Annotated in this window: 25 protein-coding genes and 1 pseudogene; 18 read left to right on the top strand and 8 right to left on the bottom strand. The window is 69.4% G+C overall.

Features of this window, described 5'->3' with window-relative positions; genetic code table 11:
- Positions 1–205: 205 nt before the first annotated feature.
- Positions 206–475: an integrase core domain-containing protein gene (locus AB0J69_RS57330; protein WP_364136932.1), complete on the bottom strand. Its 270-nt coding sequence runs from the start codon at positions 473–475 to the stop codon at positions 206–208.
- Here AB0J69_RS57330 and AB0J69_RS57325 point away from each other — a divergent pair.
- A complete protein-coding gene (locus AB0J69_RS57325; protein ID WP_364136934.1) occupies positions 387–923 on the top strand; it encodes a hypothetical protein in 537 nt (178 codons plus the stop codon). The two genes, AB0J69_RS57330 and AB0J69_RS57325, sit on opposite strands and share 89 nt — an antisense overlap.
- Positions 924–1,973: 1,050 nt before the next feature.
- Here AB0J69_RS57325 and AB0J69_RS57320 read toward each other — a convergent pair.
- From AB0J69_RS57320 to AB0J69_RS57310, 3 genes are all read right to left on the bottom strand, one after another.
- Positions 1,974–2,756: a MerR family transcriptional regulator gene (locus tag AB0J69_RS57320; protein WP_364136930.1), complete on the bottom strand. Its 783-nt coding sequence runs from the start codon at positions 2,754–2,756 to the stop codon at positions 1,974–1,976.
- Positions 2,757–2,920: 164 nt separating this feature from the next.
- Positions 2,921–4,486 carry a serine hydrolase domain-containing protein gene (locus AB0J69_RS57315; RefSeq protein ID WP_364136928.1) on the bottom strand — a complete coding sequence of 522 codons (1,566 nt, stop codon included), beginning with the start codon at positions 4,484–4,486 and terminating at the stop codon, positions 2,921–2,923.
- A 491-nt stretch (positions 4,487–4,977) separates the two neighbouring features.
- Positions 4,978–6,429 carry a protein kinase gene (locus AB0J69_RS57310; RefSeq protein WP_364136926.1) on the bottom strand — a complete coding sequence of 484 codons (1,452 nt, stop codon included), beginning with the start codon at positions 6,427–6,429 and terminating at the stop codon, positions 4,978–4,980.
- A 305-nt stretch (positions 6,430–6,734) separates the two neighbouring features.
- Here AB0J69_RS57310 and AB0J69_RS57305 point away from each other — a divergent pair, with 305 nt between their 5' ends.
- The 3 genes from AB0J69_RS57305 to AB0J69_RS57295 all read left to right on the top strand — a co-directional run bounded on the left by AB0J69_RS57305 (position 6,735) and on the right by AB0J69_RS57295 (position 10,029).
- A complete protein-coding gene (locus AB0J69_RS57305; protein ID WP_364136924.1) occupies positions 6,735–6,872 on the top strand; it encodes a hypothetical protein in 138 nt (45 codons plus the stop codon).
- A gap of 68 nt (positions 6,873–6,940) precedes the next feature.
- On the top strand, positions 6,941–8,314 hold the full coding sequence (locus AB0J69_RS57300) for a serine/threonine-protein kinase (protein ID WP_364136922.1): 1,374 nt from the start codon (positions 6,941–6,943) through the stop codon (positions 8,312–8,314).
- 257 nt (positions 8,315–8,571) lie between these two features.
- Positions 8,572–10,029 carry a serine/threonine-protein kinase gene (locus AB0J69_RS57295; RefSeq protein WP_364136920.1) on the top strand — a complete coding sequence of 486 codons (1,458 nt, stop codon included), beginning with the start codon at positions 8,572–8,574 and terminating at the stop codon, positions 10,027–10,029.
- 520 nt (positions 10,030–10,549) lie between these two features.
- On the opposite strand, the gene AB0J69_RS57290 is transcribed toward AB0J69_RS57295, so the two are convergent.
- The gene (locus AB0J69_RS57290; protein ID WP_364136918.1) at positions 10,550–11,176 is read right to left on the bottom strand and encodes a TetR/AcrR family transcriptional regulator; all 627 of its coding nucleotides are present in this window, start codon (positions 11,174–11,176) and stop codon (positions 10,550–10,552) included.
- Positions 11,177–11,251: 75 nt separating this feature from the next.
- On the opposite strand from AB0J69_RS57290, the gene AB0J69_RS57285 reads away from it, so the two are divergent.
- Genes AB0J69_RS57285 through AB0J69_RS57275 form a run of 3 tightly spaced genes read left to right on the top strand, consistent with a single transcriptional unit; the run spans position 11,252 to position 12,850 of the window.
- Positions 11,252–12,412 carry an alpha/beta hydrolase gene (locus tag AB0J69_RS57285; RefSeq protein ID WP_364136916.1) on the top strand — a complete coding sequence of 387 codons (1,161 nt, stop codon included), beginning with the start codon at positions 11,252–11,254 and terminating at the stop codon, positions 12,410–12,412.
- A gap of 28 nt (positions 12,413–12,440) precedes the next feature.
- Positions 12,441–12,599, top strand: coding sequence for a hypothetical protein (locus AB0J69_RS57280; protein ID WP_364136914.1), 159 nt, complete (start codon positions 12,441–12,443; stop codon positions 12,597–12,599).
- Entirely contained in the window at positions 12,596–12,850 is a 255-nt protein-coding gene (locus tag AB0J69_RS57275) for a hypothetical protein (protein WP_364136912.1), read from the top strand. The genes AB0J69_RS57280 and AB0J69_RS57275 overlap by 4 nt, the downstream gene beginning before the upstream one ends.
- A 247-nt stretch (positions 12,851–13,097) precedes the next feature.
- Here the strand turns inward: AB0J69_RS57275 and AB0J69_RS57270 are convergent, their stop codons facing one another.
- Together AB0J69_RS57270 and AB0J69_RS57265 are read right to left on the bottom strand one after the other, a co-directional pair.
- Positions 13,098–13,994, bottom strand: coding sequence for an anti-sigma factor antagonist (locus AB0J69_RS57270; protein WP_364136910.1), 897 nt, complete (start codon positions 13,992–13,994; stop codon positions 13,098–13,100).
- Between the two features lie 4 nt (positions 13,995–13,998).
- Positions 13,999–14,544, bottom strand: a pseudogene (locus AB0J69_RS57265) (tyrosine-type recombinase/integrase); the annotation flags it as partial.
- A gap of 14 nt (positions 14,545–14,558) precedes the next feature.
- Here AB0J69_RS57265 and AB0J69_RS57260 point away from each other — a divergent pair.
- From AB0J69_RS57260 to AB0J69_RS57210, 11 genes are all read left to right on the top strand, one after another.
- On the top strand, positions 14,559–14,786 hold the full coding sequence (locus tag AB0J69_RS57260; protein ID WP_364136908.1) for a hypothetical protein: 228 nt from the start codon (positions 14,559–14,561) through the stop codon (positions 14,784–14,786).
- 18 nt (positions 14,787–14,804) lie between these two features.
- The gene (locus AB0J69_RS57255; RefSeq protein WP_364136906.1) at positions 14,805–15,008 is read left to right on the top strand and encodes a hypothetical protein; all 204 of its coding nucleotides are present in this window, start codon (positions 14,805–14,807) and stop codon (positions 15,006–15,008) included.
- Between the two features lie 458 nt (positions 15,009–15,466).
- Positions 15,467–17,101 carry a hypothetical protein gene (locus tag AB0J69_RS57250; protein WP_364136904.1) on the top strand — a complete coding sequence of 545 codons (1,635 nt, stop codon included), beginning with the start codon at positions 15,467–15,469 and terminating at the stop codon, positions 17,099–17,101.
- Positions 17,102–17,108: 7 nt separating this feature from the next.
- Positions 17,109–17,564, top strand: a complete 456-nt coding sequence (locus AB0J69_RS57245) for a roadblock/LC7 domain-containing protein (protein ID WP_364136902.1) — start codon at positions 17,109–17,111, stop codon at positions 17,562–17,564.
- On the top strand, positions 17,561–17,911 hold the full coding sequence (locus AB0J69_RS57240) for a DUF742 domain-containing protein (protein WP_357892710.1): 351 nt from the start codon (positions 17,561–17,563) through the stop codon (positions 17,909–17,911). Before AB0J69_RS57245 ends, AB0J69_RS57240 begins: the two co-directional genes overlap by 4 nt.
- Complete coding sequence (locus tag AB0J69_RS57235) at positions 17,892–18,470, top strand: ATP/GTP-binding protein (protein ID WP_345575686.1); 579 nt, start codon at positions 17,892–17,894, stop codon at positions 18,468–18,470. The genes AB0J69_RS57240 and AB0J69_RS57235 overlap by 20 nt, the downstream gene beginning before the upstream one ends.
- Positions 18,467–19,792, top strand: coding sequence for a cytochrome P450 (locus AB0J69_RS57230; RefSeq protein ID WP_364136900.1), 1,326 nt, complete (start codon positions 18,467–18,469; stop codon positions 19,790–19,792). The genes AB0J69_RS57235 and AB0J69_RS57230 overlap by 4 nt, the downstream gene beginning before the upstream one ends.
- Positions 19,696–20,916, top strand: coding sequence for a cytochrome P450 (locus AB0J69_RS57225; protein WP_364136898.1), 1,221 nt, complete (start codon positions 19,696–19,698; stop codon positions 20,914–20,916). The genes AB0J69_RS57230 and AB0J69_RS57225 overlap by 97 nt, the downstream gene beginning before the upstream one ends.
- A 511-nt stretch (positions 20,917–21,427) precedes the next feature.
- Positions 21,428–21,766 carry a hypothetical protein gene (locus tag AB0J69_RS57220; protein ID WP_364136896.1) on the top strand — a complete coding sequence of 113 codons (339 nt, stop codon included), beginning with the start codon at positions 21,428–21,430 and terminating at the stop codon, positions 21,764–21,766.
- A gap of 207 nt (positions 21,767–21,973) precedes the next feature.
- On the top strand, positions 21,974–23,230 hold the full coding sequence (locus AB0J69_RS57215; protein WP_364136894.1) for an MFS transporter: 1,257 nt from the start codon (positions 21,974–21,976) through the stop codon (positions 23,228–23,230).
- A 395-nt stretch (positions 23,231–23,625) separates the two neighbouring features.
- Complete coding sequence (locus AB0J69_RS57210) at positions 23,626–23,955, top strand: LuxR C-terminal-related transcriptional regulator (protein ID WP_364136892.1); 330 nt, start codon at positions 23,626–23,628, stop codon at positions 23,953–23,955.
- Positions 23,956–23,981: 26 nt separating this feature from the next.
- Here the strand turns inward: AB0J69_RS57210 and AB0J69_RS57205 are convergent.
- Positions 23,982–24,491 (bottom strand): hypothetical protein (locus AB0J69_RS57205; RefSeq protein WP_364136890.1); only part of this gene is annotated, 510 nt, incomplete at its 5' end.

Here is a 24,491-nt window from a genome sequence, read left to right as displayed (position 1 = left end):
GTCCCCCGGGCCCCCCCCCCCCCCTCAACACACACCCCTTACTGGCCCCATTCCCGAATTGTGTTGGGGGGGGGGGGGCGCGTTTTTGTGGGGCCCCCCCCCCAACCCATCGCCGGCACGGCAAGGCCTTTCCCACTCAGCCCGATGACGAAGGAGCTGTGCGTTGCTCCCACCATCCGGACCCTGAAGGATGTCAAAACCAGGCCTATGGCGCTGACCTGCTTATTCGTGACGGCGCCCCGTTGATCAGCCCGCCGAGAACTACGCGACGCTCGATCCGACCCGTCGGCAGCGGGATTACGTTGGAGTCGTGATCGGTGGGCGCTCGGAGGCCGAGAGAGCGGTGTTGCCGGTGACGATTGTAATGTTGGGCGTATTCGTCCAGCATGGTGCGAAGATGCCGCTCGCCGAAGATCAGCAGTCGGTCGGTGCATTCCGTGCGTGCGGTCCGTACCCATCGCTCGGCAAAATGCATTCGCGCGAGGCGACCGCGCTGGGATCTTCAGCACGTCAATGTCGTCGCCGGCGAAGACCTCATCGAAGCTGCTGGTGAACTTCGTGTCCCGATCCTGGATCAGGAACCGGGACGCGCCGGCACGGTCCGTCAGATCGGCGAGAAGATTACGGGCTTGCTGGGCAACCCATGCACCCTCAGGGTGGGCGGTCGAGCCGAGCACGTGCACGAACCGGGTGCCGACCTCCACCACGAAGAAGACGTACAACCGGCGCAGCGTGACGGTGTCCACCGTGAAGAAATCACAAGCCAGCGTGCTCGCGGCATGGGCGCGCAGGAAGTCACGCCACGGTCATCAGCACGTCGCGGCGCCGGAACGAGCCGCGCTCGTTTCAGGAATCGGCGGATCGTCGCACTGCTGACTCGGTGGCCCAGATGCCGCAGTTCCCTCTCCGCCAAGGTTTGTTGAGACGGATGCGACTAGAGTTCATCTGAGTGATGAGGGTGGTAAGGATCTCAACGAACTGTGAGCACGACACTGGCCGACCGCACACTGCGGCAGATCGTCCATGATGGAACAGTGGGCTCGGCCAACCAGAACGAGGGACCGCGCGCGGAGCGGCCGCGCCCGGCAGCCCGCATCGTCAAAGGTCCATCACCAAGTTCTTTATCGCTTGGGTGATCCAGTTCGCGCTTGGGTGTGCGGTGGTGCCGAGCACGCGGATGCGCCTGGTCGCGTGCTCGATGACCGCCAGGATGTACTGGCGTTGCCTGTTTCAAGGCGATGGACTCCACGAAGTCGCAGGCCAGTAGGGCGTCGGCCTGCGAGCGCAGGAAGTCGGCCCACGTGGTGGATGCCCGTTCGGGTGCTGGATCGAGGGCCTTCCTGTTTGAGGAGTTCCCAGACCGTGGACGGTGCGATCTCGATGCCGAGTGTGGTGAGTTCTCCGTGGACCCGCCGATAGCCCCAGCTGGGGTTCTCTCGAACCAGGCGCAGGATGAGACCGCGGATGGAGCGGACCGTGGGTAGGTGCCCATGTCGCTTCGGCCGGCAGGCACGGGCATGACGCTGTCTCATCAGATCGCGATGCCAGCGCAGGACAGTGTCTGGCTGGACGAGCAGCCGCAGCCGACGCAGAACCTCGCGTGGCAACGATGTGTGGAGGGCGCTGAGGAAGGCCCTGTCCTCCAGGGTGAATCTCACCCTGGCGTCGGCACCGAGTCGCCGTTCCAGAACCGTGATCTGATGGCGCAGGGCCAGTATCTCGACGTCCTTGTCCCGATCGCTCATCGGGAGCAATCGCTGCGCGGCGAAAGCGTTCGTAACGGTCAGGTAGGCCAGGCGAAAAAGCACAGCCGATCATCATTCCGCACCTCCCTCCCTCTTTTGAGGCCGAAACTCGTGCATGCCACGCGAAGCTCAAGCAGGGGCATGACCCGGGCGGATGCAATTTTCGGCAGGCGCAGTGTGGGCAGGCCCCGGCCGGTCGCCGGGCCGATGGACCGGGGCACTGCGCGGTCAGTGGGTGTCTGGTCTGGGGATATGGACGCCTGCGGCGCGGAGCTTGGCCTCGACGAGCGCGACCCCCCGGGCCGTGGCCGATCCCTTCTCTTCGCCGTGGTGGGCGATCAGGTGGTACCGGGCCGCGGCGTCGGTGCGGGCTTGCAGGCCGGTCACGATCTTCAGGTGTGCGGGGTTGGCGAGGAAGTGGTCGGCCATGGCAGTGGCGAGATCGGCCAGGCGCGGGTCGTCCGGCTCCCATGCCGTGGCTTCGGTGGCGCGTTTGATCAACGCGACGAAGCGGGGGTCGTCGAGGGCGTGCTCGACATGGGTGAGGAAGTCGTCGAAGCCCTCGGGGACCAGGGCCCTGGCCAGCACCCAGCCCTCCCTGGTGGCTGCCACCTCCTCCGCGGGGTGGCCGAGGCCGGACAGCCGCGCCAGCAGCGCCACGGCGCGGTCGCCCAGCAGGGCCCGGTCGCCGTCGGCGAGTCGGTGCAGCGTGTCACGGCGCGCGATCAGCTCCTCGATCCGCTCGGTGAGCTGCCGTTCGACGTCGGCGAGCGCGGCGGCGAACAGCGCGGCGCCGGCGTCCAGCAGGGGCCCGATGTCGGCCAGCGGCACCCCGGCGGCGGCCAGCGTCCGGACCTGCACCAGCCGCAACAGCTCGGCCGAGCCGTAGCGCCGGTAGCCGGAGCTGTCGCGTTCCGGCTCCTTCACCAGGCCGAGCTTGTGGTAGTGCCGCACCGTCTTCACTGTGACGCCGACGAACGCCGCCGCCTGCCCGATCGTGACCCCGTTCATCTGCAAATCCTGCCTTGTGCTCGAGCTCGGCGACGACGCACACCACAACCGAGCGCATGGACGGGCCACACCGAGCTCGCCCAGCTCGGCGTGGCCCCGGTTCGCGTTCTCCGTGATGCACGACCGGAAGGGGCCACCCCTCGAGGCGTTCGGGTCACAGGTGCTCAGTTCGCCGGCTGAGCCGGATCGGCCTGCCCACCGCCGAACACCTCGTTGAGGAGCCTTCGCTGGGCGTTCTGGAATGCTGTTCCGATGGACAGGTCGGCGTCGTCCACGCTGTTCAGCGCGGCGGTCAGGGTCCTGCTGCCGTCGGGTGTGCCGTACATCAGCGCCGCGTGGCCCACGGTGCCGCCGTTGTGCGAGATGACGGTGCCGCCGCCGTCCGTGGTCACCACGAACACGCCCAGGCCGTAGTCCATGTTCGGGATGCCCGTCGGGTGCGGGCTGCACATCTCGGCCAGCAACTCGGCCGGCAGGAGCTTGCCGCCCAGCAGCGCGGAGATGAAGGTGTGCAGGTCCTGGGTGGTCGAGATCATGTCGCCGCCGGTGGAGCTCCAGGAGATGTTCTGGCGGGTGACGTCGATCGTCTTCTGCTCGCCGGCGTCCTCGTAGCGGTAGTAGGCGTGGGCGTGCGGCTCGGGGATCTCCGGCGAGGCGTCCGGCACCACCGTGCCCGACAGCCCGAGCGGCCCCAGGATCCGCCGCTGCATCTCCTCGGCCAGCGAGCGGCCGGTGACCTTCTCGATCAGCAACCTGGCCAGCACGTAGTTGGTGTTGGAGTAGCTCCAGCCGGTCCCCGGCTCGAACCGGGCCGGCTTGGACAGCGCCAGCTCCACCAGCTCCTGCGGCCGGTAGGTCTTGAACCGGTTGTCCACCCACTCCTTGCCCGCGGGGCCGTAAGGGATGGTGATCCCCGGCGCGAACGTCCCGTCGTCGTAGACCTCGCCGAGGAAGTCGAACAGCCCGCTGGTGTGCTGCAGCAGCATCCGCACCGTGATCCGCCGGTCCAGCCCGAACTCGGGCAGGTAGTCCGCCGCCGGGATGTCCAGCCCGATCTTGCCCTCGGCCACCAGCTGCAGCACCAGGGTCGCGGTGAAGGTCTTGGTGTTGCTGCCGATCCGCACGTGCCCGTTGACCGGCGGCTTCGCGGTCCCGCCCAGCTCGGCCACCCCGGCGCTGCCGGCCCACGCGCCCCGCTCATCGTGCACGCGCAGCGACACCCCGAGGAAACCGGAATCGACGATCTCCTCGATCGCCTTCCGCAGCTCCGGGCAGTCCTGCCCGGCAGCAGCCGCCGGCGCAGCCCCGTTGTCCGTAGCGGCCCCCGTGGCGGCGTCGAGGGCTTCGGTGATCCTGCGGGCCATCCTGGCCATGGTGGGGCTCGGCTGGCCCTGATGGCTCTGGGCGGCTTCGACAGCGAGCAGGACGGTGTCGCGGAAGTTGGCGGCCTCGGCCGGATCCTGCTCGTTCAGCAGGTTCATAGCCGCGCTCAGGGCCGGCAGCGCGCGGTCGGCGATCTCGGCCACGGACTTGGCGGACAGGTCCCTTTTCTTGGGGTAGTCGGCGAGCACGTGTCCGACCAGCCCGGTGGCCGAACCCAGCGCGATGCCGGCGTTGGCGGCGATCTTTTGGGGGTTGCCGGCCGCCCCGGCGGCGGCCATCAGCGACACAGCGCCGTACGCGGCGGTGCGCAGGGTGCTCTTGTCCTGGTCGGAAAGGGTGATGGACATGGTGGAGCGCTCCTTGGAATCTGTTATCTCCAGTCGGCGTCGTGCCGCTGCGCCGAGCTTGCACCCTGACCTCAGGTCAACCTCAACCGTGATCTAGCTCACAGCCACCTTCAGTGGTGTTCCGGGCGCTGTCCCGGTGACGGAGGGCCCATCATCAACATCGAGGACAAACGCGCCCGCGAACGCGCCACGGCCAAGGAGAAAACCGGCAAGATCAAGAACTCGCCCAGCACCGCCCGCCACATCGAGGGACAGCGCACCATCGGCTGGCGCGAGGCACTCATCGAACTCGACATCGCCTATCCAGGACGCATCAAGTAAAGACCGCTCTCAAGCCATCAGGAACGATCTTTACACACCTGAAGTGACAACCTCCTGCGCCTGGCCCGGACGGGGTTGTAGAGGAGTGGCGGTTGGATGAGATCGCATTGCCCACTGGGTTCTGATGCACAGGGTGCAGCTGCCCGGGCGGAGGGCCACAGGCGCGGGTGCTACTTGCGCCCCTTGTGTTTGCCTTTGCCGGGATGGCGTTGATCGGGCTGTTCGTCGATTGGTGGGAGAGGCATGCCGGAGCGGGCCAGGAACGTGATCAGAGGACCGTCGGCGAGTCTGCCTTGTCTGCGCGCCTCGGTGAGCCTCGCCGCGAGATCCATGACTCGACTGCGTGCCTCGCTGATCTTGCCCTCGTTGAGCTTCTCGCGCGCCTCGGCAATGCGGGTCCGGAGCTCGCGGGCCGCATCGGGAGCGATGCCGCCCTGCCGCTGGTGGGCGGCGAGTGCCCGTTCCAAGGCCGCGAGCCAGGCCAGCGCCTTTGATGCGGCAGGTGGCGCCGTAGGCGACGGCCGCGGGCTGGTGGGCGCGGCGGACGGAGACATGCCGAGCGCGGGCGAGAGCGCGGTGGCCGGGGATGTCGTGAGGGCGGAGGGTGCCGGGGCGGCGCCTTGCCGGGCCGAGTCGGTCAGCATCGCCATTACCAGGACGCCGACCAGCGCGGCGCAGGCGGCGGCGAAGGCCAGGAAGAGGCGTGGAGCGGGCCACCGGCGGGGCGAGTCTTGTCCAGACCAGGTGTCCGGGTCTGGCACCTCGAGCAGGGCAGTGCCGCCTGGTGCGCGCCACGGGCCGATGGACAGCAGGGCGTGCCGTACGTGTGCCGCGCTCGCGGGGCGGGCGGCGGGCTCCTTGGCCAGCATCGACAGCACCAGCGTCTCCAGGTCGGCGGGAATGTCCGGCCGTAGCGAGCGTGGCGGTATCGGTGGCTGGTTGAGATGCTGGTGGATCAGTTCGGTGGGGACGCCCACGAACGGGGGCCGCCCGCACAGCAGCTCGTAGCAAACGCAGCCGAGCGCGTACAGGTCCGCGCCGGCATCACCGCCGCGCCCCAGGATCTGCTCAGGCGACAGATAGGCGGCGGTGCCGACCACGGTGCCGGCCGCGGTCAGCCTGCTCATCTCCTCTCCGGCCAGGCGGGCGATGCCGAAGTCCACGACCTTGAGCAGCCCGTCCGCGGTCAGGTGCAAATTGGCGGGCTTGATGTCGCGGTGCACCACGTCGGCCCGGTGCGCGGCGTCCAGCCCGGCGGCGGCCTGGCCCATCAGATGGCGCACCTCATCAGGAGGCAACGGCCCCCGCTCGGCGATCTCGGCGGCCAGGCTGCGCCCGGACAGCAACTCCATCACCAGGAACGGGCGCCCGTCATGCTCGCCCACGTCGAACACGCTCACCACGTTCGGGTGCGCCACCCGGGCCGCGATGCGGGCCTCGCTCACGAAACGCGCCCGCATCATCGGGTCTGACATTTGGGGAGCGAACAGCTTGACCGCCACCGGCCAATCACGCGTCACGTCGCGACCGCTCCACACCTCGGCCACCGCGCCCCTGCCGATCAGCGCATCCACCCGATAGCGCCCCGCCAACAACGACGTGGCCTCTATCGAACCCCTCATGATGATCGGGACTCCCTGCTGCACCCTTGACGTCCTTACCGGCCCCGATGATCGGGAAGTACCAAACCCTAGCGAAACGCTCAGGGCCCGGTCTGGACGACATGGCTGGGGGCCTATGGTCTGGCGCTGGATTTGCATGACCAGGACCGCCGGCAACGTCACCCAGTTGCGGGCTGTCGAGCAGTGCGACGCTGGCGGGGCCCCCAGTCAAGGGGCGTGAACCGGGTGCGTCGCGCTCGTGACGAGGTGCCGCCACGGGCGCGGCGCGGTCATGTCCATTACCTCGCCGAGTGGGGAGTGTCTCCTTGGGCGGGCAGTTGCAGCAGGCCGCCGTCGAAGGCCAGGTGGAACATGGCGCCCAGGCGTACGGCCGCGAAGTCGGGGTCGACCGCGGCCCGCCAGTCAAAGCGCCGCTGCTGCTCCAGGGTTTGACACGCGTGTGAGGCTCGTCGTTACCAAGCCGGTGTCGTGGCGTGGCATGCCCGAAAGGTGATCGGGTAAGCCTGGCGGCATGTCGGTTGCGCGCTGCGAGGGATGGTTACTGGCCGGACGTTACCGGTTGCTGGCCGAGCTCGGCCGGGGCGGCACGGGACGGGTCTGGCGGGCGCACGATGAGCTGCTGGACCGTCAGGTCGCGGTCAAGGAGATCGCCCTGCCTGCGGGGCTGGGGCGCGAGCGCGAGGACCTGCTCAGGCGCACGATGCGCGAGGCGCGGCTGGCCGCCCGGCTGAGTCACCCGCACATCGCCGCCGTCCATGACGTGGTGGTGGCCGACGAGCGGCCGTGGATCGTGCTGCAGCTGGTGCCCGCTCGCAGCCTGGCCGAGGTGATCGCCGAGCAGGGGCCGCTGCCCGCACCCGAGGCCGCCCGCATCGGGCTGCAGGTGCTGGAGGCGTTGTGCGCCGCGCACGCCGACGGCATCGTGCACCGAGACGTCAAGCCCGCCAACATCCTGATCCTGCGCACCGGCCAGGAGCCACACCCCGGCCGCCCACACGCCCTGCTGACCGACTTCGGGCTGGCCACCACCTTGGATGAGCAGGCACACCTGACCCAGAGCGGCATGGTGGTCGGCACGCCCGCCTACATCGCCCCCGAGCGCCTGCGCGGTGACCCGGCCACCGCGCGGGCGGATCTGTGGTCGCTGGGCGCCACCTTGTACACGGCGGTCGAGGGCCGTGACCCCTTCCCGCACAGCAGCGCGCTGGCCGCCCTGGCCGCGGTTCTCACCGCCGACCCGGCCCCCTACCGGCGGGCCGGGCCGCTGGCTGCGGTCCTCACCGGACTGCTGCAGAAGGACCCGGCACGTCGTACCGGCGCCAAGACCGCCCGCCGGCAGCTGGCGCGCGTCCTCGCGTTGCACGAGCGGCGGCCGCGACAGGCCGCCATCGCGCTCGCCGGCCTGGCCCGCACCGATGATCGCCTGCCCGCCGCCTCCGGCACCACCGGTGCGCTGCGCCCGCCCGGCCGCCGGCCGGCACCAGGTGCCGGGTCGAATCGGGGGCCGCTCATGATTCCGCGCTGGCGGCAGGCGGCCGCCCTGGCGGCGTTGATCGTCAGTGTGCTGGCCACGACTTCCTGGCCCGACGGTGGTGGCGACCTCGCCGGTCCCCGGGCGCATCGTCCTCGGACCGATCCCACCCCCATCCTGCCGACGCCCGGCTCTACCGCACTGATGCACACCTATCCGGTCACGCACGAGCGTGCCTCCGGCGGCCGCCCCTCCCCGGCCAGCAGCCCAGCTCTGTCGCCCGCTTCCGGACCCGAGCAGGCAGATCAACCGGGCAAGCAGACCGGGAGGACCACCGCCAAGCCAGGCCGGAGCAGAGGCGTCGGCTCTGGGCCGGTTCCGCGGGGCAAGGCCCACGGACGCGCGCACCGCTGAACGGCAGGGAGCGCTTGCTTCGACGGCAGGGGCTCGTGCTTCGGCCGGCAGGCCATCCGCGACAGACCGGTCGACCCTCACCGCGACAGGGTCGGCCACCCTCTGCAGAGCAGCGCCGAGTGCCGCGGCCGCGCGCTTATCCTCGGCCGCGCGCTTATCCTCGGCCGCGCGCTTATCCTCGGTCGCGGCGGCCGCGGCGGCCGGTTGGCCCCGCGCGGGGGCGCATGGGCGGGCGTTGATCGGGTAGGGCGCGCGCTATGTCCGATGCGGAGGGATATCGGGGTTGGTTGCTGGCCGGCCGCTATCGGCTGCAGGCCGAGCTCGGGCGGGGTGGCATGGGCCGGGTGTGGCGTGGCCACGATGAGCTGCTGGATCGGCCGGTTGCGGTCAAGGAGGTCACCTTGGACCAGCGGCCGCAGCCCGAACGCGAGGCGCTGCTGCGCCGCACGATGAGCGAGGCCCGCCTGGCCGCCCGGCTGTCCCATCCGCACATCGCCACCGTCTACGACGTGGTGGTGGCCGACGAACGGCCGTGGATCGTGCTGCAGTTGGTGCGTGCCCCCACCTTGTCCGACGTGCTGGCCGAGCGGGGACCGCTGCCGCCCGCCGCGGTGGCCAGGATCGGCCTGCAGGTGCTGGAGGCATTGCAGGAGGCGCACGCGGCCGGCATCGTGCACCGCGACGTCAAGCCCGCCAACATCCTGCTGGACGGCGACCATGCGGTGCTGACCGATTTCGGCCTGGCCACCAGCGTGCAGCAGTCGCCGGGCCTCGCCCAGGCAGGCCTCACCCAGACGGGTATCGTGGTCGGCACCCCCGCCTACATTCCCCCCGAACGCGCCCGCGGCGCGGCGCCGGCCCCGCCCGGTGACCTGTGGTCGCTGGGCGTCACGCTGTACACCGCGGTCGAGGGCCATTGCCCGTTCGAGCAGGGCAGTCCCCTGGCCACCCTCAGTGCCGTCCTCACCGCCGAGCCGGCCCCGTTCACCCTCGCCGGCCCGCTGGCGCCCCTCATCACCGGCCTGCTGGACAAGGACCCGGCCCACCGCACCGGCATCGACCACGCCCGCCGGCAGCTGCACCGCATCAGCGCCCGTTCCCGCGATCGAATGCCGGTCACCGGCGCCATGGCTCCGGTGACAGCGCCGGTGAACGGGGCAGTGACAGCGGCGGATGCGGCCGTGCCCGCCCGGTCACCGTCGCCGTGCCACCCCGCCGGCTCGGATCCCGCGGGGAACCTCACGTCGGCTGCCGCCCGCAAGGTGCCCTCCCAGAGGCGGCCGGCCGCTGATCCGGCCGCTGGTCCGGCCGGGCGCCGGCGGTGGCCCACGCGCCTGCGGCCGGCGGCGGCGGTGACCGTCTTGGTCGCCGCCGTGCTGGTGACCACCTCCTGGCCCGGCCAGCCGACCGGCGCGCCCGAAGCGGAGCGGCGGGTACCCGCCGCCATCCCCACGACCACGCCCACCGCCACCACGGCCCCGCCGCCATCGAGCGGACTCCTGCAGGCCCGGCTCGCGGCGATCAGCCGTGGCACGCCGGGCATCAGCCGCGGCACGTCGGCCAGCCGGCACCGGGCCGGACCACCCGCCCGCACCGCCGCGGCGGAATCTGTGCCGCCGGGCCAGGCCAAGAAGATCACCAGCAAGAAGGGCAAGGCCAAAGACGGGCACAAGCTTCGCTCGCCCGGCAAGGGCGGCGGGAAAGGGCGCAAGTGATCAGGATGCGGGTGCGGTGCGCGGGAGGGTTTCGGGGTGCCTGAGAGCGGCCGGCATGGAGATCCTGGTGCCGCCGGCTCTGATGCTGGGCACGCCGTTGTCGGCGGCTTGCCGCATGTCACTGGCCCGATAGGTGTGTCGAAGGGCCGGCCGGGCAGTACCGGGGGCCGGGCTTGTTCCCTGATGGGCTGCCTGGCTTTTGCCGGAAGGTGGCGATCGGCGTGGGCTCGGGTTTCCGGCTCGAATGACTGATCCCTGACGTGTGACTTGGATCACTTGAGGTCGTGCTTCTTGGATCGGTATTTGTCGTGGTCGGCTTGGCTGCGGCGGTCAGTGTGGGTGGCGATCTTTAGGGGTGACGGTTGGCGATGTGAACTGGCGGATCTTGCTGGGATGGACCTTTGGGACAAGGAGACGTGGCGGGTGCTATGCGGGGACGAATTGTGCGGCGAGATTGTCGTCGACGACTGTTGAGCGACACGGATGTCAGCATGATCGATCACTACTTCGTAGCAGCTGATCAGGGCGCGATCAGGCCGAGCGCCGCGTCCAGCGCGGCGAGCTGCGGTACGGCATCCGCGTCCGAGGCGGCGGCTGCGACATCCAGCCCGGGATCCATCAGGATGGCCCACATCAGGCCGTCGATGATCACCAGGATGAGGCGGGCGAGCGCTTGCGGATCCTGGCCCGGGCCGAGCTCGCCGGTGGAACGCGCGTACCGCAGGGCGCGGCCCAGGTTGCCGAGCGCCTCCCGGTGCAGTTCCGCGATCACCTCGGCGAAGTCCGGCTGCACGGCGGCCTTGGCGTAGAAGGCGGCCCAGACGCGGGCCTCACCCAGCCTGGTCGTGTCCAGGGGCAGCGACTGCAGGATCGCGGCGCGCAGCGCGCCGGCGAACGTCATCCCGTCCGGGCCGCCCAGTCGGATCCCGTCCATGCGCCGCCTGGCCGACTCGACGACGCTGCGCAGGGCGAAGTGCAGCATCTCGTCCTTGGAGCGGAAGTAACGCTGCACCGCGCCCACCGAACAGCCCGCCTCGGCCGCGACCGTACGGACGCTCACCGCCTCCATCCCCTCCCGCTCGGTGACGCGCAGCAGCGCGGCAGCGATGTGGCAGCGCCGTGCCTGGTGATCGACCAACTTCGGCATTCCTCCAGTCTCCCGCATACGGAGGTATGCAGGTACAGTCGTATTAAATACGACCGTATTCGGAAAGGGAGGGTCATGGCAGCGCACCGGCACACAGGACGCCGCAGGATCGCGCTGACCGGGGCCTGGCTCTTCGCCGTGATCGCACTCGTCCTCGCGGCGCCCGCGCTGCTGCCGATGCCGAACCTGGAGCTGTGGGCGCTCGGCCTGCTGGTCACGGAGTTCAGCCTGGTCCTGGCGGCCCTCGCGGTGCTGGGAGCGGGGGCGGCCGTCCTGGCGAGGAAGTGGGGCGCGGCGTGGAGCGCGGGGGTGGTGGCGCTCGTCAACGCGGTGCTGCTCGTCGCGGGCCTGCTGCCGCCGGTGTCAGCCTGGGCGACCGCGCGAGAACTGGACGTCCCGCTGAGCCTGTCGCCGTACTTCGACGGGCTGTCCAGCACCGCCGCACGCGGACCCGACGCCACCGTCCGGTACGCCCGGATCGGCGGCACTGACCTCATGCTCGACGTCTGGCGGCCCCCGCGACCGGCCGGCGCTCCCGCACCCGCGGTGATCAACATCCACGGCGGCACGCAGCAGGCCGGGCAGAGCCTCTTCCCGCGCTGGGACGCCTGGCTGGCCGACTCCGGCTACGTCGTGTTCGACATCTCCTACCGCTTCTTCCGCTCCCACGACTGGCGCACGACGCCGGGGGACGTGAAGTGCGCGCTGGGCTGGGTCGCCCGCAACGCCGGACGCTACGGCGCCGACCCGGACCGGATCGTCATGATGGGCCAGTCGGCGGGCGGTTACCTGGCTCTGCTGGCCGCCTACACCACCGCCGCCGAACTGCCCCCCTCCTGCCCCGCCCCGGAGCCGGACATCGCCGCCGTCGTCGCCTGGTACCCCCCGGCTGACATGACCAAGCCCATCACGCCCTCGTTCCGGCTGGCCGAACCGTTGCGGCGGCAGCTCACCGAGGAGGGCCCGCTGCCGTCGCCAGAGGAGGCCGAGCGCGTCTCCCCGCTCACCCACCTCCGCCGGGGGCTGCCGCCGACCCTGCTCGTCCAGGGCGGGCGCGACTTCCTGCAGCCCGCCGCCGACACCCGCGCCTTCGCCGGCCGCCTGGCCGCCGCCGGGGTCGAGCACAGGTTGGTGGAGATCCCGTACGCCGATCACCAGTTCGACCTGAGCTGGGGCGGCTTCGGCAGCCAGATCACCCGGCACGTGACCGAGCGGTTCCTGCGCGAAGTCCGCTGACAAATACCGATCCAAGAATCACGACCGCGTGCGAGCCTTCGGCACGGCTACGGGCCTGACCGACGAGCGGCCGGCCGATCTGGTGGTCGCCGCCAGCGAGGCCGCCACCCATGTGCTGCAGCACGGCGGCGCGCACGGCGCAGGCGGTGGCAGCACGCTGATCGCGTGGTGCGACGCCGAGGGGTGAGCCTGGAGGTGGTGGATGCCGCCGGCGTGTTGACCATGCTTCACCTCAACGCGGCGCCGGACCCGATCACCTGGTGCGGTGTCGGGCTCTGGCTGATGCGCCGGCTGTGCGACCAGGTCAGTCTCGACGACGGTGACGGCACGACCCGGTTGCACCTGCGCATGCAGTACCGGGGGCGGCGCGACGACCGTGGCCTTGCCGGCGCGACGGGAACAGGAAACCGGTCTTTCCCCTTTGATGGCGCCGCCTGACCCGCCGCTCCGGGTGGATCGCGCCAGTGGTCACGGAGGCGACGGCCCGCTGCGCCACCCGGGTAGCGAGCAATACCCGGTGAGCGATATCCGAGGAGCAATGTCTGGCGAGGGGGGCATCGGCTGTCGGCGGGCCGCTGGGCCAGGGGAGGGCCCGGCCCAGCGGCGTGAGCTACACCGTTGCATGCCTTTGTCGCTGATCACCAGTTGTCGTGAGTTGTCGTCGCCCGTGCGGGGTCGGAACGGGTTACGGCGTTGAGGTGGTGGTGCCGGAGGGGGGTGGTGTGGCGGCGTCGAGGGCGTCGGTGAGGCTGTCGTGGATGGGCAGGCCGAGGCTGACGCCGGTGACGTCGAGGAGCCGGGCGGGCATGTCGTGCGGGGCGGCCAGGTGCACCTGCCCGCCGTGGCCGAGCGCCTCGGTGGAGGCGTCGAGCAGGACGCGCAGCCCGGTGCTGTCGATGAAATGCAGTCCGGCCAGGTCGAAGATGAGCTCGTCGGCGGGGGTTTGCCGGCACTGCCGGATGAACGTCTGCAGTTGTTCGGCGTTGGTGGCGTCGAGTTCTCCGGTCAGGGTGATGATGGTGATGCCGGGCAGGTGGCGGTGGCCGAGCGTCAAGGGGGGCATGCGTTCGTCGTCCTTTCGCGCGGCGGCATCCGGGCGCGGGGACGCGAGTGCGGCCTGGCGCAGGGCCTTCGGTCCGGCGGGCGCGGAGCGGGGGCCGGACTCTTCCGGGGATGTGGCGGGGGCGTAACGCATGGACAGGCGCAGCCGGGAGCGGCCGGCGGGGTGGTCGAGCTGGACCTCGTCGCACAGCTTGCGGATCACATACAGGCCGAACCCGTGGTGGGTGGCGGGGTCGGGCATGCGGTCGAGGTGTCCGGCGGTCAGGGTGCCGGCGTCGTCGATGACGTCGACCTGTACGCCGACCGCGTCGGCGCGGGCGGTGAGCGTGCCGGCGCCGCCGTGGACCAGGACGTTGCCGGTGGCCTCGTTGACGGCGATGATCAGGTCGTCCAGCCGGGGGCCGGACAGCCCGGCGATGGTGGCGAAGTCGCGCAGCCGGGCGCGCAGCAGGGCCAGGTCTGCGGTGATGGGGCAGTGCAGCGTTAACGAATCCCGTTCCTCGCGCAGGTCGTCGGTCATGGCTCTACAGGTCCTCGATGTAGCCGGCGGCGATGTCGTCGGGCGGGTTGGTGTACAGGCGCAGGTAGCGGTCGTTGGCGTGGCCCAGGCGGCGCTCGAGCTCGGCGCGGTTGTGGCCGGAGCGCTGCGACAGCTCGAAAGCGAAAGTATGGCGGGCGTCGTGCGGGCGCAGCACGCCGAGCTTGCGGGCGGCCTCGGGAGTCTGGGCGTCGTGCAGCCGGCCGACCTCGCCGACGATCGTGTTGATCGAGCGGGCGGACAGGCGGCCGTCGGGGCGGCGGGCGGCGATGGAGGCGGCCAACAGGAACAGCGCGGCCGGCTCAGTGCTGGCGGCGGCGTCGCCGGGACGTTCGAGTTCCAGATAGTCGGCCAGCGCCTGGCGGACATCACGGCCGAGAAAGACGGTACGGCCCTTGCCGCGCACCTCGCGCAACCGTACGGCCTTGGCCGCGCGCATCGCGGCCGGGTCGGCCGCCTCCAGCTGGCCCAGATCCAGGCCGACCACCTCCGCGCGGCGCAGCCCGGTGCCGAACAGCAGGTAGACGATGGCGCGATCACGCGCTCATGCTGCTCGTGGTCGGCGCCATCGGCGCGACGCTGCCGGCGGACCGGGGGACGGACTCCCCGAACTATATAGCCTTCATGGTGGGCGTGGTGCTGATCGTGCTCGCCGGCGTCGCCGGATACGTCTGGATCGACGTCCGGGCCGGGGCCATGGGCGTGCTGACCGTCACCGGTCGGCACCTCAACGAGCATCCGTGGTCCAGGGTCCGTTCGGTCGCGCTGTCGTAGAAGGGTGAAGCTGCGGTCGTGAACGGGGTCCGCCGGCACCGGTCGGCCCGGCTCGATCTGTCCTTCTACGACGAGCCGGACGAGCGTCACCTCCGGCTGCCCGACGACGCCACTCTGCACGGCGCGATCGCGGCGGCGCTGGCGGCGCACAGCCCCGAGGGCGTCTTCCGCGGCGGGGTTTCGCGAACTGGTGCCACAACATCCGGTCAGGTTGGCAGTTGACGTCCGGTCGTGCCCGCCTGGCGAGGAGGCGCAGGTCGTGAGCGGGCGGCGCATGCGGGGCGGAGCGCCGCACCCGTCCGCTGAGGTGCTGTGAGCGGAGTGACGGAACTACACACAGTTGACTAACGCGACTTAAGCGGAATACTGGTCACCCGATTGGGCCGTCGTTCTAGTGAGACGAGGATTCCCATGTCGTCGTTCGGCCTCGCGATGCCTCAGGCAGAGCCGTATCAGGCACAGCCGTATCAGGCAGAGCCACGCCAGGCGGAGCCGTACCAGGCGAAGCCGCACCGGGCAGAGCCGCACCAGGCTTCCGGCGACGCCGACGACGCGGAAAGGCACGCGCCAGATCGGCGCGGCCCCGACCGGCCACCGAACGGGACCGGCACTCACCGCTAGCGCGCGCCTTTCGCGGCGGTCGACAGATCCCGACGACTCCCCCCGACCCCAGGACTTTCATGCCGCCTGACTCCTTCAGCGTCCCGACGGTGATCGGCATCGCCGTCCTCGTGCTCGCCCTCGCGGGCGTCCTGATCCTCTACCTGCGCGTACGCGGCCAGCTCGCCCAGGCCCGCGGGCAACTCGCGCAGAACCGTCAGGTACAGGACCACCTGACCCGAGAGTCCAGTGCCTGGAGCCAGCGCCTGCTTCAGGCGGAGCGCAAGGTCCAGGAGAACGCGGACCAGGTGCGCGACGCCCGCGCCCAGCACGACCTCGTACGCGCCGAGACCGACCATCTGATCAACAAGCGGATCCCCGCTCTGCTGTCCCACCTGCGCGCCCCGCACGTGATCGTGCCCGGCATGCAGAACCAGGCGCTCGCCGGCACGGACATCGACCGGCAGCACCGCGCCGTCCTCGACGCCCTCACCCGCGGCATCCGCGAGGAGGCCGAACGCATCGACGAGAGCGCCCAGGCCGTCATCAGAGGCGCCGTGTCCCGCGTGCAGAGCCAGGCCCTGCGCGCCCAGGACCTGCTCGCCGGCGTGCAGCAGCGTTACAGCGGCGACGAGCACACGGCGCTGCTGCGCGAGGTGCTGGGACTCGACATGTTCAACGAGCTGATCATCCGCCGGATGCAGGTCACCGGCATCGCCTGCGGCGCCACCCCCGGCCTGTCACGTGACGACACCTACCTGGTGGACCTGGTGGTGGGCGCCGTCTCGCGGGTGGAGAACTTCGAGCTGCGCATCGAGGGCCCGGCCAACCACCTGCGCCGCCGGATCGGGGTCGCCGCCCGCGCCGCGGAGTCGATCCTGTTCATCACCGCCGAGCTGCTGGCCAACGCGGTGCACCACTCCCACGGCACGCTCAAGGTGACCATCGCCGTGCACGAGACCAACAACGGCGCCGCCATCGTCATCGACGACGCCGGCGTCGGCCTCAACGAGGACCAGTACGCCCGCGCGAGCCGCCTGCTCAGCGGCAACCATCCGGTCCGCCTGGTCGACCTGGGCAACCCGCCCCGCACCGGCTGGGCGGCGATCGGCCGCCAGGTCGCGCACTACGGCATGCAGGTCACGGTCAAGAAGAGCGCCTTCGGCGGGGTGCAGGCCGTGCTGAACATTCCCACCGCGCTGCTGGTGGAGATGCCGGAGGACAGCCGGCCGTCGGTGCTCGCGCCCGAGCCGGTGCGCGCGGCCGCCCCGACCGCCGCCACGGCCATCCGCCGGGATCCCATTCCCGCCGCCATGGCCGCCCGGCCGGAGCCCGTGTCCGTTCCCACCGCCCGTCGGGAGCCGACGGCGGCCCCCCGGCCCGAGCCGGTCGCCCCTGCCCCCCGGCCCGAGCCGGTCGGCTCAGCCGCACGGCCCGAGCCGGCCACCTCTTCGGCACGGCCTCAGCCCGTCACGGCGCCCCTGCAGCGGCCGGCGGAGGAACTGGCGCCGCTGCCACAGCGCCGCCGCCAGCAGCCGCGTGACACCAGCCCTCCGCCGGCCTCCACGGGCAGCGGTTCCGGCGGTACGGGCGGCAGGTTGCTCACCACCCCGGAAGAGGCCCAGAAACGATGGGGCGACTTCCAGGTCGGAGCCGAAGCGGGCCGCCGCGAAGCGCTCCCCACCGAGCAGCACGACGCAACCGAAGGGAAATGACCGTTCCATGGACGCTCACAGCGCTTCCGGCCGGGTCCAGGCCAAGGGTCGCCCGTTGCCCCTCGACGTGTCCTGGGTCCTTTCACCCCTGCTCGCGCTGCCCGGTGTCGCCAGCGGCGTGGTGCTGAGCCGTGACGGGCTGATCCTCGGCGGCTCGGCCAACGTGACCACCGAGAGCGGCGAGCGGGCCGCCGCCATGACCAGCTCCGTGCTCGGGGCCGCGCGAGCCCTGTCCGCGGGCCTCAGCAACGGCGCCGACGACGAGGTGGTGGACATCGTCATCTCCGCCGGCAACGGCTACTACTACGTCGCCCCGGCCGGCGACCGCGCCGCCATCGTGGTCGCCGCCACCGGCGGCGTCAACATCGGCACGCTGGCCTACGAGGTGCAGCTCCAGGTGCAGAAACTGATCAAGGCTCTCGACGAGGCCAGCGCGGCCAGGGCGCCAGGCGTCCGGGCATGACCTCCGGACGACAACGGCGGCGGGTCGTCCCTGACTACATGGCCGCCGCGCGACTGACCGTACCCGAGCACATCCACGTCGAGCGCACGACCCTGGTCTACATCGCGCCCGACGCCGCCACCCACGGGCTCGACCCCCCGGGGTCTCATCTGCTGACTCTGCTGCGGGACGGGCCGCTGTCGGTGTACGAGTGCGCCGCGCACCTGGGCCTGCCGTACTGCGTGGTGCGGTTGCTGGTCGCCGGGCTGGTCGGAAGCGGAACGCTGCTGACCCGCGATCCGCCAGCCACCGACCTGCCCGACATTGAGATCTTGGAGTTGGTGCTCAGTGGCCTCCGCGCTCTCTGAAAGCCGTATCAGTACCGAACACATACCGGTCAAGCTGGTCATCGCCGGGCCGTTCGGCGTGGGCAAGACGACCCTGGTGGATGCTCTCTCGGAGATCAAGCCCCTCAACACCGAGGAGGTGCTCACCCAGGCGGGCACGCTGGTGGACGACCTCACCGGGGTGAACGAGAAGACGACCACGACCACCGCGATCGACTTCGGCCGCCTCACCATGCCCGGGGTGGTGCTGTACCTGTTCGGCGCGCCGGGGCAGACCCGGTTCCAGGTCTTGTGGAACGAGCTGGTCCGTGGCGCGCTGGGGGTCCTGGTGCTGGCCGACACCCGCAGGATCGACGACAGCTTCGCCGTCCTCGACCTGGTGGAGAGTGCCGGCCTGCGTTACGCGGTGGCCGTCAACCACTTCCCCGACTCGCCGGACTACCCGCCGGACGCCCTGCGCCAGGCGCTGGACCTCCAGCCGAGCACGCCGCTGGTGGTGTGCGACGCACGTGACCCCGTCTCCGCCCGTGCCTCGCTGATCGCGCTGGTGGAGCACATCAGAGAGCTGGTGCTGTCATGACTCTGCGCTACATGCCCGACGCGGGCCGCCTCTACGGGCCGGAGTACGCCAGGGACCCGCAGGCCGTCTACGCGGAGCTGCGCCGGCGGCACGGCGCGGTCGCGCCCGTGGAGATCGCCCCCGGCATCGAGGCCCACCTGGTGATCGGCTACCAGGCCGCGCTCGACGTGCTCACCAACGTCGGCGGCGTCTGGATCAAGAACGGCAGTGCCTGGCAGGCGCGGGTCCCCGACACCCCCGAGGCCGCGGGACCCCTCGCCATGCTCGGCTACCGGCCGAACGCGCTGATGTCGGACGGGGCCGAGCACGCCCGGTTCCGTAAGGTGATCTCCGACTGCTTCGACCTGGTCCAGCCGCACAAGCTGCGCCAGATGGTGATCGAGGCGTCGGACTCGTTGATCAGCCAGTTCGCCGCGAAGGGCGAGGCGGACCTGGTCTCCGAGTTCGCCCAGCCCATCCCGGCCCGCATCTTCAACTCGCTCTTCGGCCGGCCCGACTCCGACAGCGCCGGCCTGATCAAGGCCATGGCGGACCTGATGGAGGCCGACGGCGAGAGGGGCAAGCAGGGCAGCGACGCGTTCAGCCGCTACATCGGCGAGCTGGTCCAGTCCAAGCACGCCCAGCGGGGCGACGACCTGACGTCCTGGTTCATCGACCATCCGGCCGCGCTCCAGCCCAACGAGCTGGCCGAGACCCTCGTGCTCGTGATGGCCGCCGCGTACGAGCCCACGGCCAACCTGATCTCCAACACGATCTCCCGGATGGTCAGCGACGACCGCTACTACAGCTCGCTGACCAACGGCGCGCTCGGCACGTACGACGCCCTGATGGAAGCCCTGCGCGCCGAGCCCGCCATGTCGAACTACGGGCCCTATTTCGTCCGTCAGCCCGTGCACTTCCACGGCACCTGGATCCAGCCGGCCGAACTGGTCCTCGTCTCCTACGCCGCGGCCAACACCGAGCCCACCAACGTGCCCGAGGAGCTGCGTTCCGACGGCGGCGCGTACCTGGGCTTCGGCGCCGGGTCGCACCGCTGCCCGGCCAGCGACCCGGCCATGATCATCGCGATGACCGCGATCGAGCGCCTGACCTCTCACCTGTGTGACCTGGAACTGACCGTGCCGCGCGAGGAGCTTTCGTGGCGGCCGGGCCCGTTCCACCGCGCGCTGGCACATCTGCCGGTGCGTTTCACTCCCATTCGACCTGATCAGCCAGGAGAATCCCCTTGGGCAGTTCAGCCCCCGTCGTCCTCGACCCCTTCGGCACCGACCTCCCAGGGGAGGTCCGGCGACTACGTGACCTCGGCCCCCTGGTCCTCGTAGAGCTCGCCGGAGGCATCCCGGCCTGGGCGGTCACCCGGCACGACCTGCTCAAGCAGCTCATCCTCGATCCACGGGTGAGCAAGGACAAGCGGCACTGGGGGCAGCTGGAGCGGGCGTTCGCCACGCCGGGCTGGTCCTGGATCATCACCTGGATCGGCGTGTCCAACATGCTGAGCGCGTACGGCGACGAACACCGCCGGCTGCGCAAGCTGATCGCCCCCAGCTTCACCGCGCGCCGCAGCAAGGCCATGCAGCCGATCGTCGAGCAGATCGTCGCGGAGCTGCTGGACGCGATGGCCGCGCAGCCGCCCGGTCAGCCCGTCGACCTGCGCGCCACCTACGCCCACCCGCTGCCGATGCGGGTGATCTGCGAGCTGTTCGGCGTTCCCGTGCACATGCGGGAGGAGATGGCCCAGGTCATGGAGGCCATCATGGACACCACCGCCACCCCGGAGCAGGCGGCGGCCACGGCCGCCAAGATCGCCACGGTGCTGCCCGCCCTGGTCGCCTACAAGCGCGAGCACCAGGGTGACGACCTGACCACCGAGCTGATCAACGTCCGTGACAGCGGTGACTCGCTCAGCGAGACCGAGCTGTGCGACACCCTGCTGCTGCTGATCGCGGCCGGGCACGAGACCACGGTCAACCTGATCGGCAATGCCGTGCACGCCCTGCTCACCCATCCGGACCACCTCCGCCGGGTGCTGGCCGGGGAGATCTCCTGGGACGCGGTGATCGAGGAGACGCTGCGCTGGGCGCCGTCGATCGCCAACCTGCCGCTGCGCTTCGCCATCGAGCCGATCGAGATCGGCGGCGTCCGGATCGAGGCGGGCGACGCGATCATCACCAGCTACCTGGCGGCCGGGCACGACCCCGACCAGCACGGTGAGGACGCCGACCGGTTCGACCCGACCAGGCAGAGCGCCGAGCACCTGGCCTTCGGCATCGGCGTGCACCGCTGCATCGGGGCTCCGCTCGCCCGCCAGGAGGCGCTGGCCGCCCTGCCCGCCCTGTTCGCCCGGTTCCCTGACCTTCAGCTGGCCGTGGACGCGGGTGAGGTGGGACACGTGCCGTCGTTCATCGCCCACGGGTGGAGCAGCCTGCCGCTCACGCTGCACCGCTGACCTTCACCCGCGACGCGCGTCTCCTCCGCGTGACTTCGGGGCGGAGGAGATGGCGCGAACGGGGTCCACGGCGGGCAGCTACAGTGCAGCCTTCTCGAGGGCGGCCTAATCGTGAGGCCGGCAAAACGGACGCCGTTTCTCTCATTCGTCATCGATCATCCCCAGCCGGCCGGATCGCCACATTGATGATCCACTATATAGATCGCCCTGAAGAGCCGGCGCAGAGCGCCCCTTTATCGGCGCTCAGAAAGGGCACCCTAATCCACGCCGACATAATTAGCTGCCCGCAGGTCTTACGGGATTGATGCCGAAACTGCGCTGGTCATGATACTGCCGACCGGTTCTTTAACAGTGCCCTGTCGCTTCGGGTGTACCTGCGCTCTTGACCTCGACGGGAATTCCGGTGATTGGATCGTGGATCCACGCCGCCGCGATGTACGTCTTGCTGGGGTCGACATCGGAGCAGGGCTCGGTTGTGGAGATCGAGGCGAAGCCTTGACGCTTGTTGATCTTGACGCTGTTCCTGGCGACCGTTGTTCTCTCGTACCACTCCAGGCGGCGGATTTCGACGCTAACGTGGTATGTCTCTGGTCGAGGGCAGTTCACGTCTGCGCGGGCGTCCGTCGACATGGGCGCCTGGCTGCTGGAGACGCAACTGGTTCGACGTATCCGCTTCAGCGACATGCGTACCGCACCGAGCAGAAGGGACGTCCTGGCCGAGGACGACTTCTTCAACGACAACCTCATCGCGGCGGGAGTTAGGGTGCAAGCCACCGGACGGGCGACGCTGCGTTACTACCTCGGTGGTCACTCGACCGCCCCGGAAGATAACGAGCCTGCCGACTGGTAAAGACCGTATCGACACGCCGGATCCATTTGTCCGCCATGTCGGCCGTCGTGCGAGGTCATCACTGGCACGCCTGATTACGTGGTCAGTTCAGTCGATGAATTCTTGACGGGACCGGAGGTCCGTTCGTAGCGTTTCCCACGGCAGTGCCGCCCAATGTAAGGGAACGCGTTCTCCACGTGACGTGACGACCACGGAGGAGTCTCAGGCATGCCCGAAACAGGCCCGCAGGATACTGATGCGGCAAACTATGCCGATGTCGGAAGTCCACGACGGACGGATGAGCAGCGGGGAAATCGACGAGCACGCCTGGCTGTCGCACTGCTATTCGTGATTATGAGCATGCCCATCGGGGGCTGGGCCGCCCGGGTTCCCGAGGTGCGCCTGCAGGTGGGCGCGGACGATGCCCTGTGGGGGCTGGCAAACACGGTGCCTAGCATCGGCAACATCATCGGGCTCGGCACGATCGTCCTGCTGGCGGGGCGGGTCAGTAATAGGCTGCTCGCCGTCATCGGCTCCTTGCTCGTCCTGCTGACCGTGTCCTTGATGTCGCTGTCGACCAGCTTCGCGGCGGTCGTGCTGGGGCTTACCACGTGGGCCCTGGTCGCGCACATCATGGACATCCCCATGGGTGCGCTGGCGCTGGAAGTGCAACGCCGGTACGGCCGGCCGGTCATGGGCAGTTTTGATGCCTGTTTCGGGGCTGGGACGCTGATCGGCGGCGCTACCGGTACGCTCGCCGCCGCCCTGGGTGTACGGGTGTGGGTGCAGTTCGCCGTAATGAGCGGGCTGCTGGGGCTCTGTATGGCGGCGACGGCCAGTTGGCTGCCCAAAGACGGCGACCGGAGGAGCGGATCGTTGCGGATGTCGTTGCGGAGAAGGTTCACCAGGCGTATGTGGCCGATCACCGCCATGGCCTTTCTATCGGGTTATGTGAGCGAGTCGACGATCCTCTGGAACGCCATCTACGTCTCCGACACCATGGGTGCGGGATCCGTCGCCGGGGGGTTTTCCTACACCATCGCCGCCACTGCCGGGACAGTGACATTGCTGGCCGTGGACCGGGCCACGGCGCGAATCGGCCTGCTCCGCACTGTGCGATTGTCCACGCTGTTCGCGGCGATGGCCTTCGGCGTGTGTCTCTTGATCAGCAGCCCAGTGGCGGCGATTGTCGGCTTCGTCCTACTCGCGATCGGAATGGCCTGCGTGAATCCCAGTGTCTACACCGTCGCGGGCAATCAGCAGGGACTCTCGCCCAGCGAAGGCGTCTCGATGGTCGAGATTGGGCAGATGCCCGGTGCGGCAATCGTTGCACCGGCGTTGATCGGCACCTTGAGCGGCCTCATCGGACTCCGCTTCGCCCTGGCGTCCATCGTCATTGCCGTATTGCTGATCGGTGTACTCTCGAGGCGAGTCCGATATACCGACAGTAAACCGGGAAGCCTCCCATCCGGACGATCTGATTAACACGGCGATTAACGTTGAACCTTGCAGCATCCCAAAGCCCACAGTAAAATATTAATCGCAAACATCGCGGCATCACAGCAACGCCACGCTGCTCACAATCTCAAGAGAATTGCAACGCTCTGTCACCGCAACCCCTTGTGCCGCTACTCTGCACACAGCTGTCCATGGAAGGACTGAAGTGGACCGAGAGATGTCACAGTCGGCGCATGCTGGGTACACGACCCGAAGGCAACCTCGGAACAATTCTTCTCGCTCGCTCGCTCGACCGGCCATCGCCCAACGTTTCCGTGCGAGTCTCGAACGTGCTGCTCCACCAATTCAGATCGGCCCCGCCACCAGTCCATCTGTGCAGCTCTCCCGAGCGTTGCCGAACAACCGGAGACCTCCATTGGGCGATGGCGGTAACCCGGATGCTTGGCGGCACGAACAACCTGCACCACAAAGCCCGAGATCCGTCACCGCCATCGGAGGTCGACGAACCACCGGACAACACACCGGTGAACTTGACGCAGGTGCAGAACACCATTGTCCAAATGCTGGCGAGGGGTTCCAGCGACACCCACATCGCCAGCCGTCTCAACCTCGGGCTGCGGACGGTGCAGCGGCACGTGTCTCGCATCATGCAGGCACTCAATGTCCGAAGTCGTTTTCAGGCGGGCGTGGCGGTCGCCCGCGCCGGCCTGCTCCAGGACGGTGTGGGACGTTCCGACGACGTCGTCGACTAGACCGTGGCCCTTATGGTTGTTGATCGTTAGTTAGTTCGTGGACGTGTTCCTTCGACGGCTTGTGCTTGATAACACGACTGCACCCAACGCTCCATGATCGAGTTCATGCGCGGGATCCGGATACCGGTGAGCACCGTCTTGATGTCGACCTCAGCGAGAATCTCGTCCATGAGCGCCGGGAACTTTCCATCCCGATCGCGGAGCAGAAGGCGCGCCCGACAGCCCGCATCGTCCAGATCCATCACCAGATTCCTGATCGCTTGGATGACCCAGCTCCCGCTCGGATGAGCGGTGGTGCCCAGCACACGGACACGCCTGGTGGCATGCTCAATGACGGCCAAGATGTACTGGCGCTGCCCGTTCAAAGTGATGGTCTCGAAGAAATCGGCGGCCAGCAGGGCGTCGGCTTGCGAGCGCAGGCAGTCGGCCCATGTGATGGATGCCCGATCAGGCGCCGGATCAAGACCTTCCTGCTTGAGGATCTCCCACACCGTGGACGGCGCGACCTTGATGCCGAGTGTGGTGAGCTCACCATG

The organism is Nonomuraea sp. NPDC049709 (assembly GCF_040674815.1).
Taxonomy (GTDB): Bacteria; Actinomycetota; Actinomycetes; order Streptosporangiales; family Streptosporangiaceae; genus Nonomuraea.
Note: the sequence above shows the minus strand (reverse complement) of the source record. Positions and strands in the feature narration are given on the sequence as shown.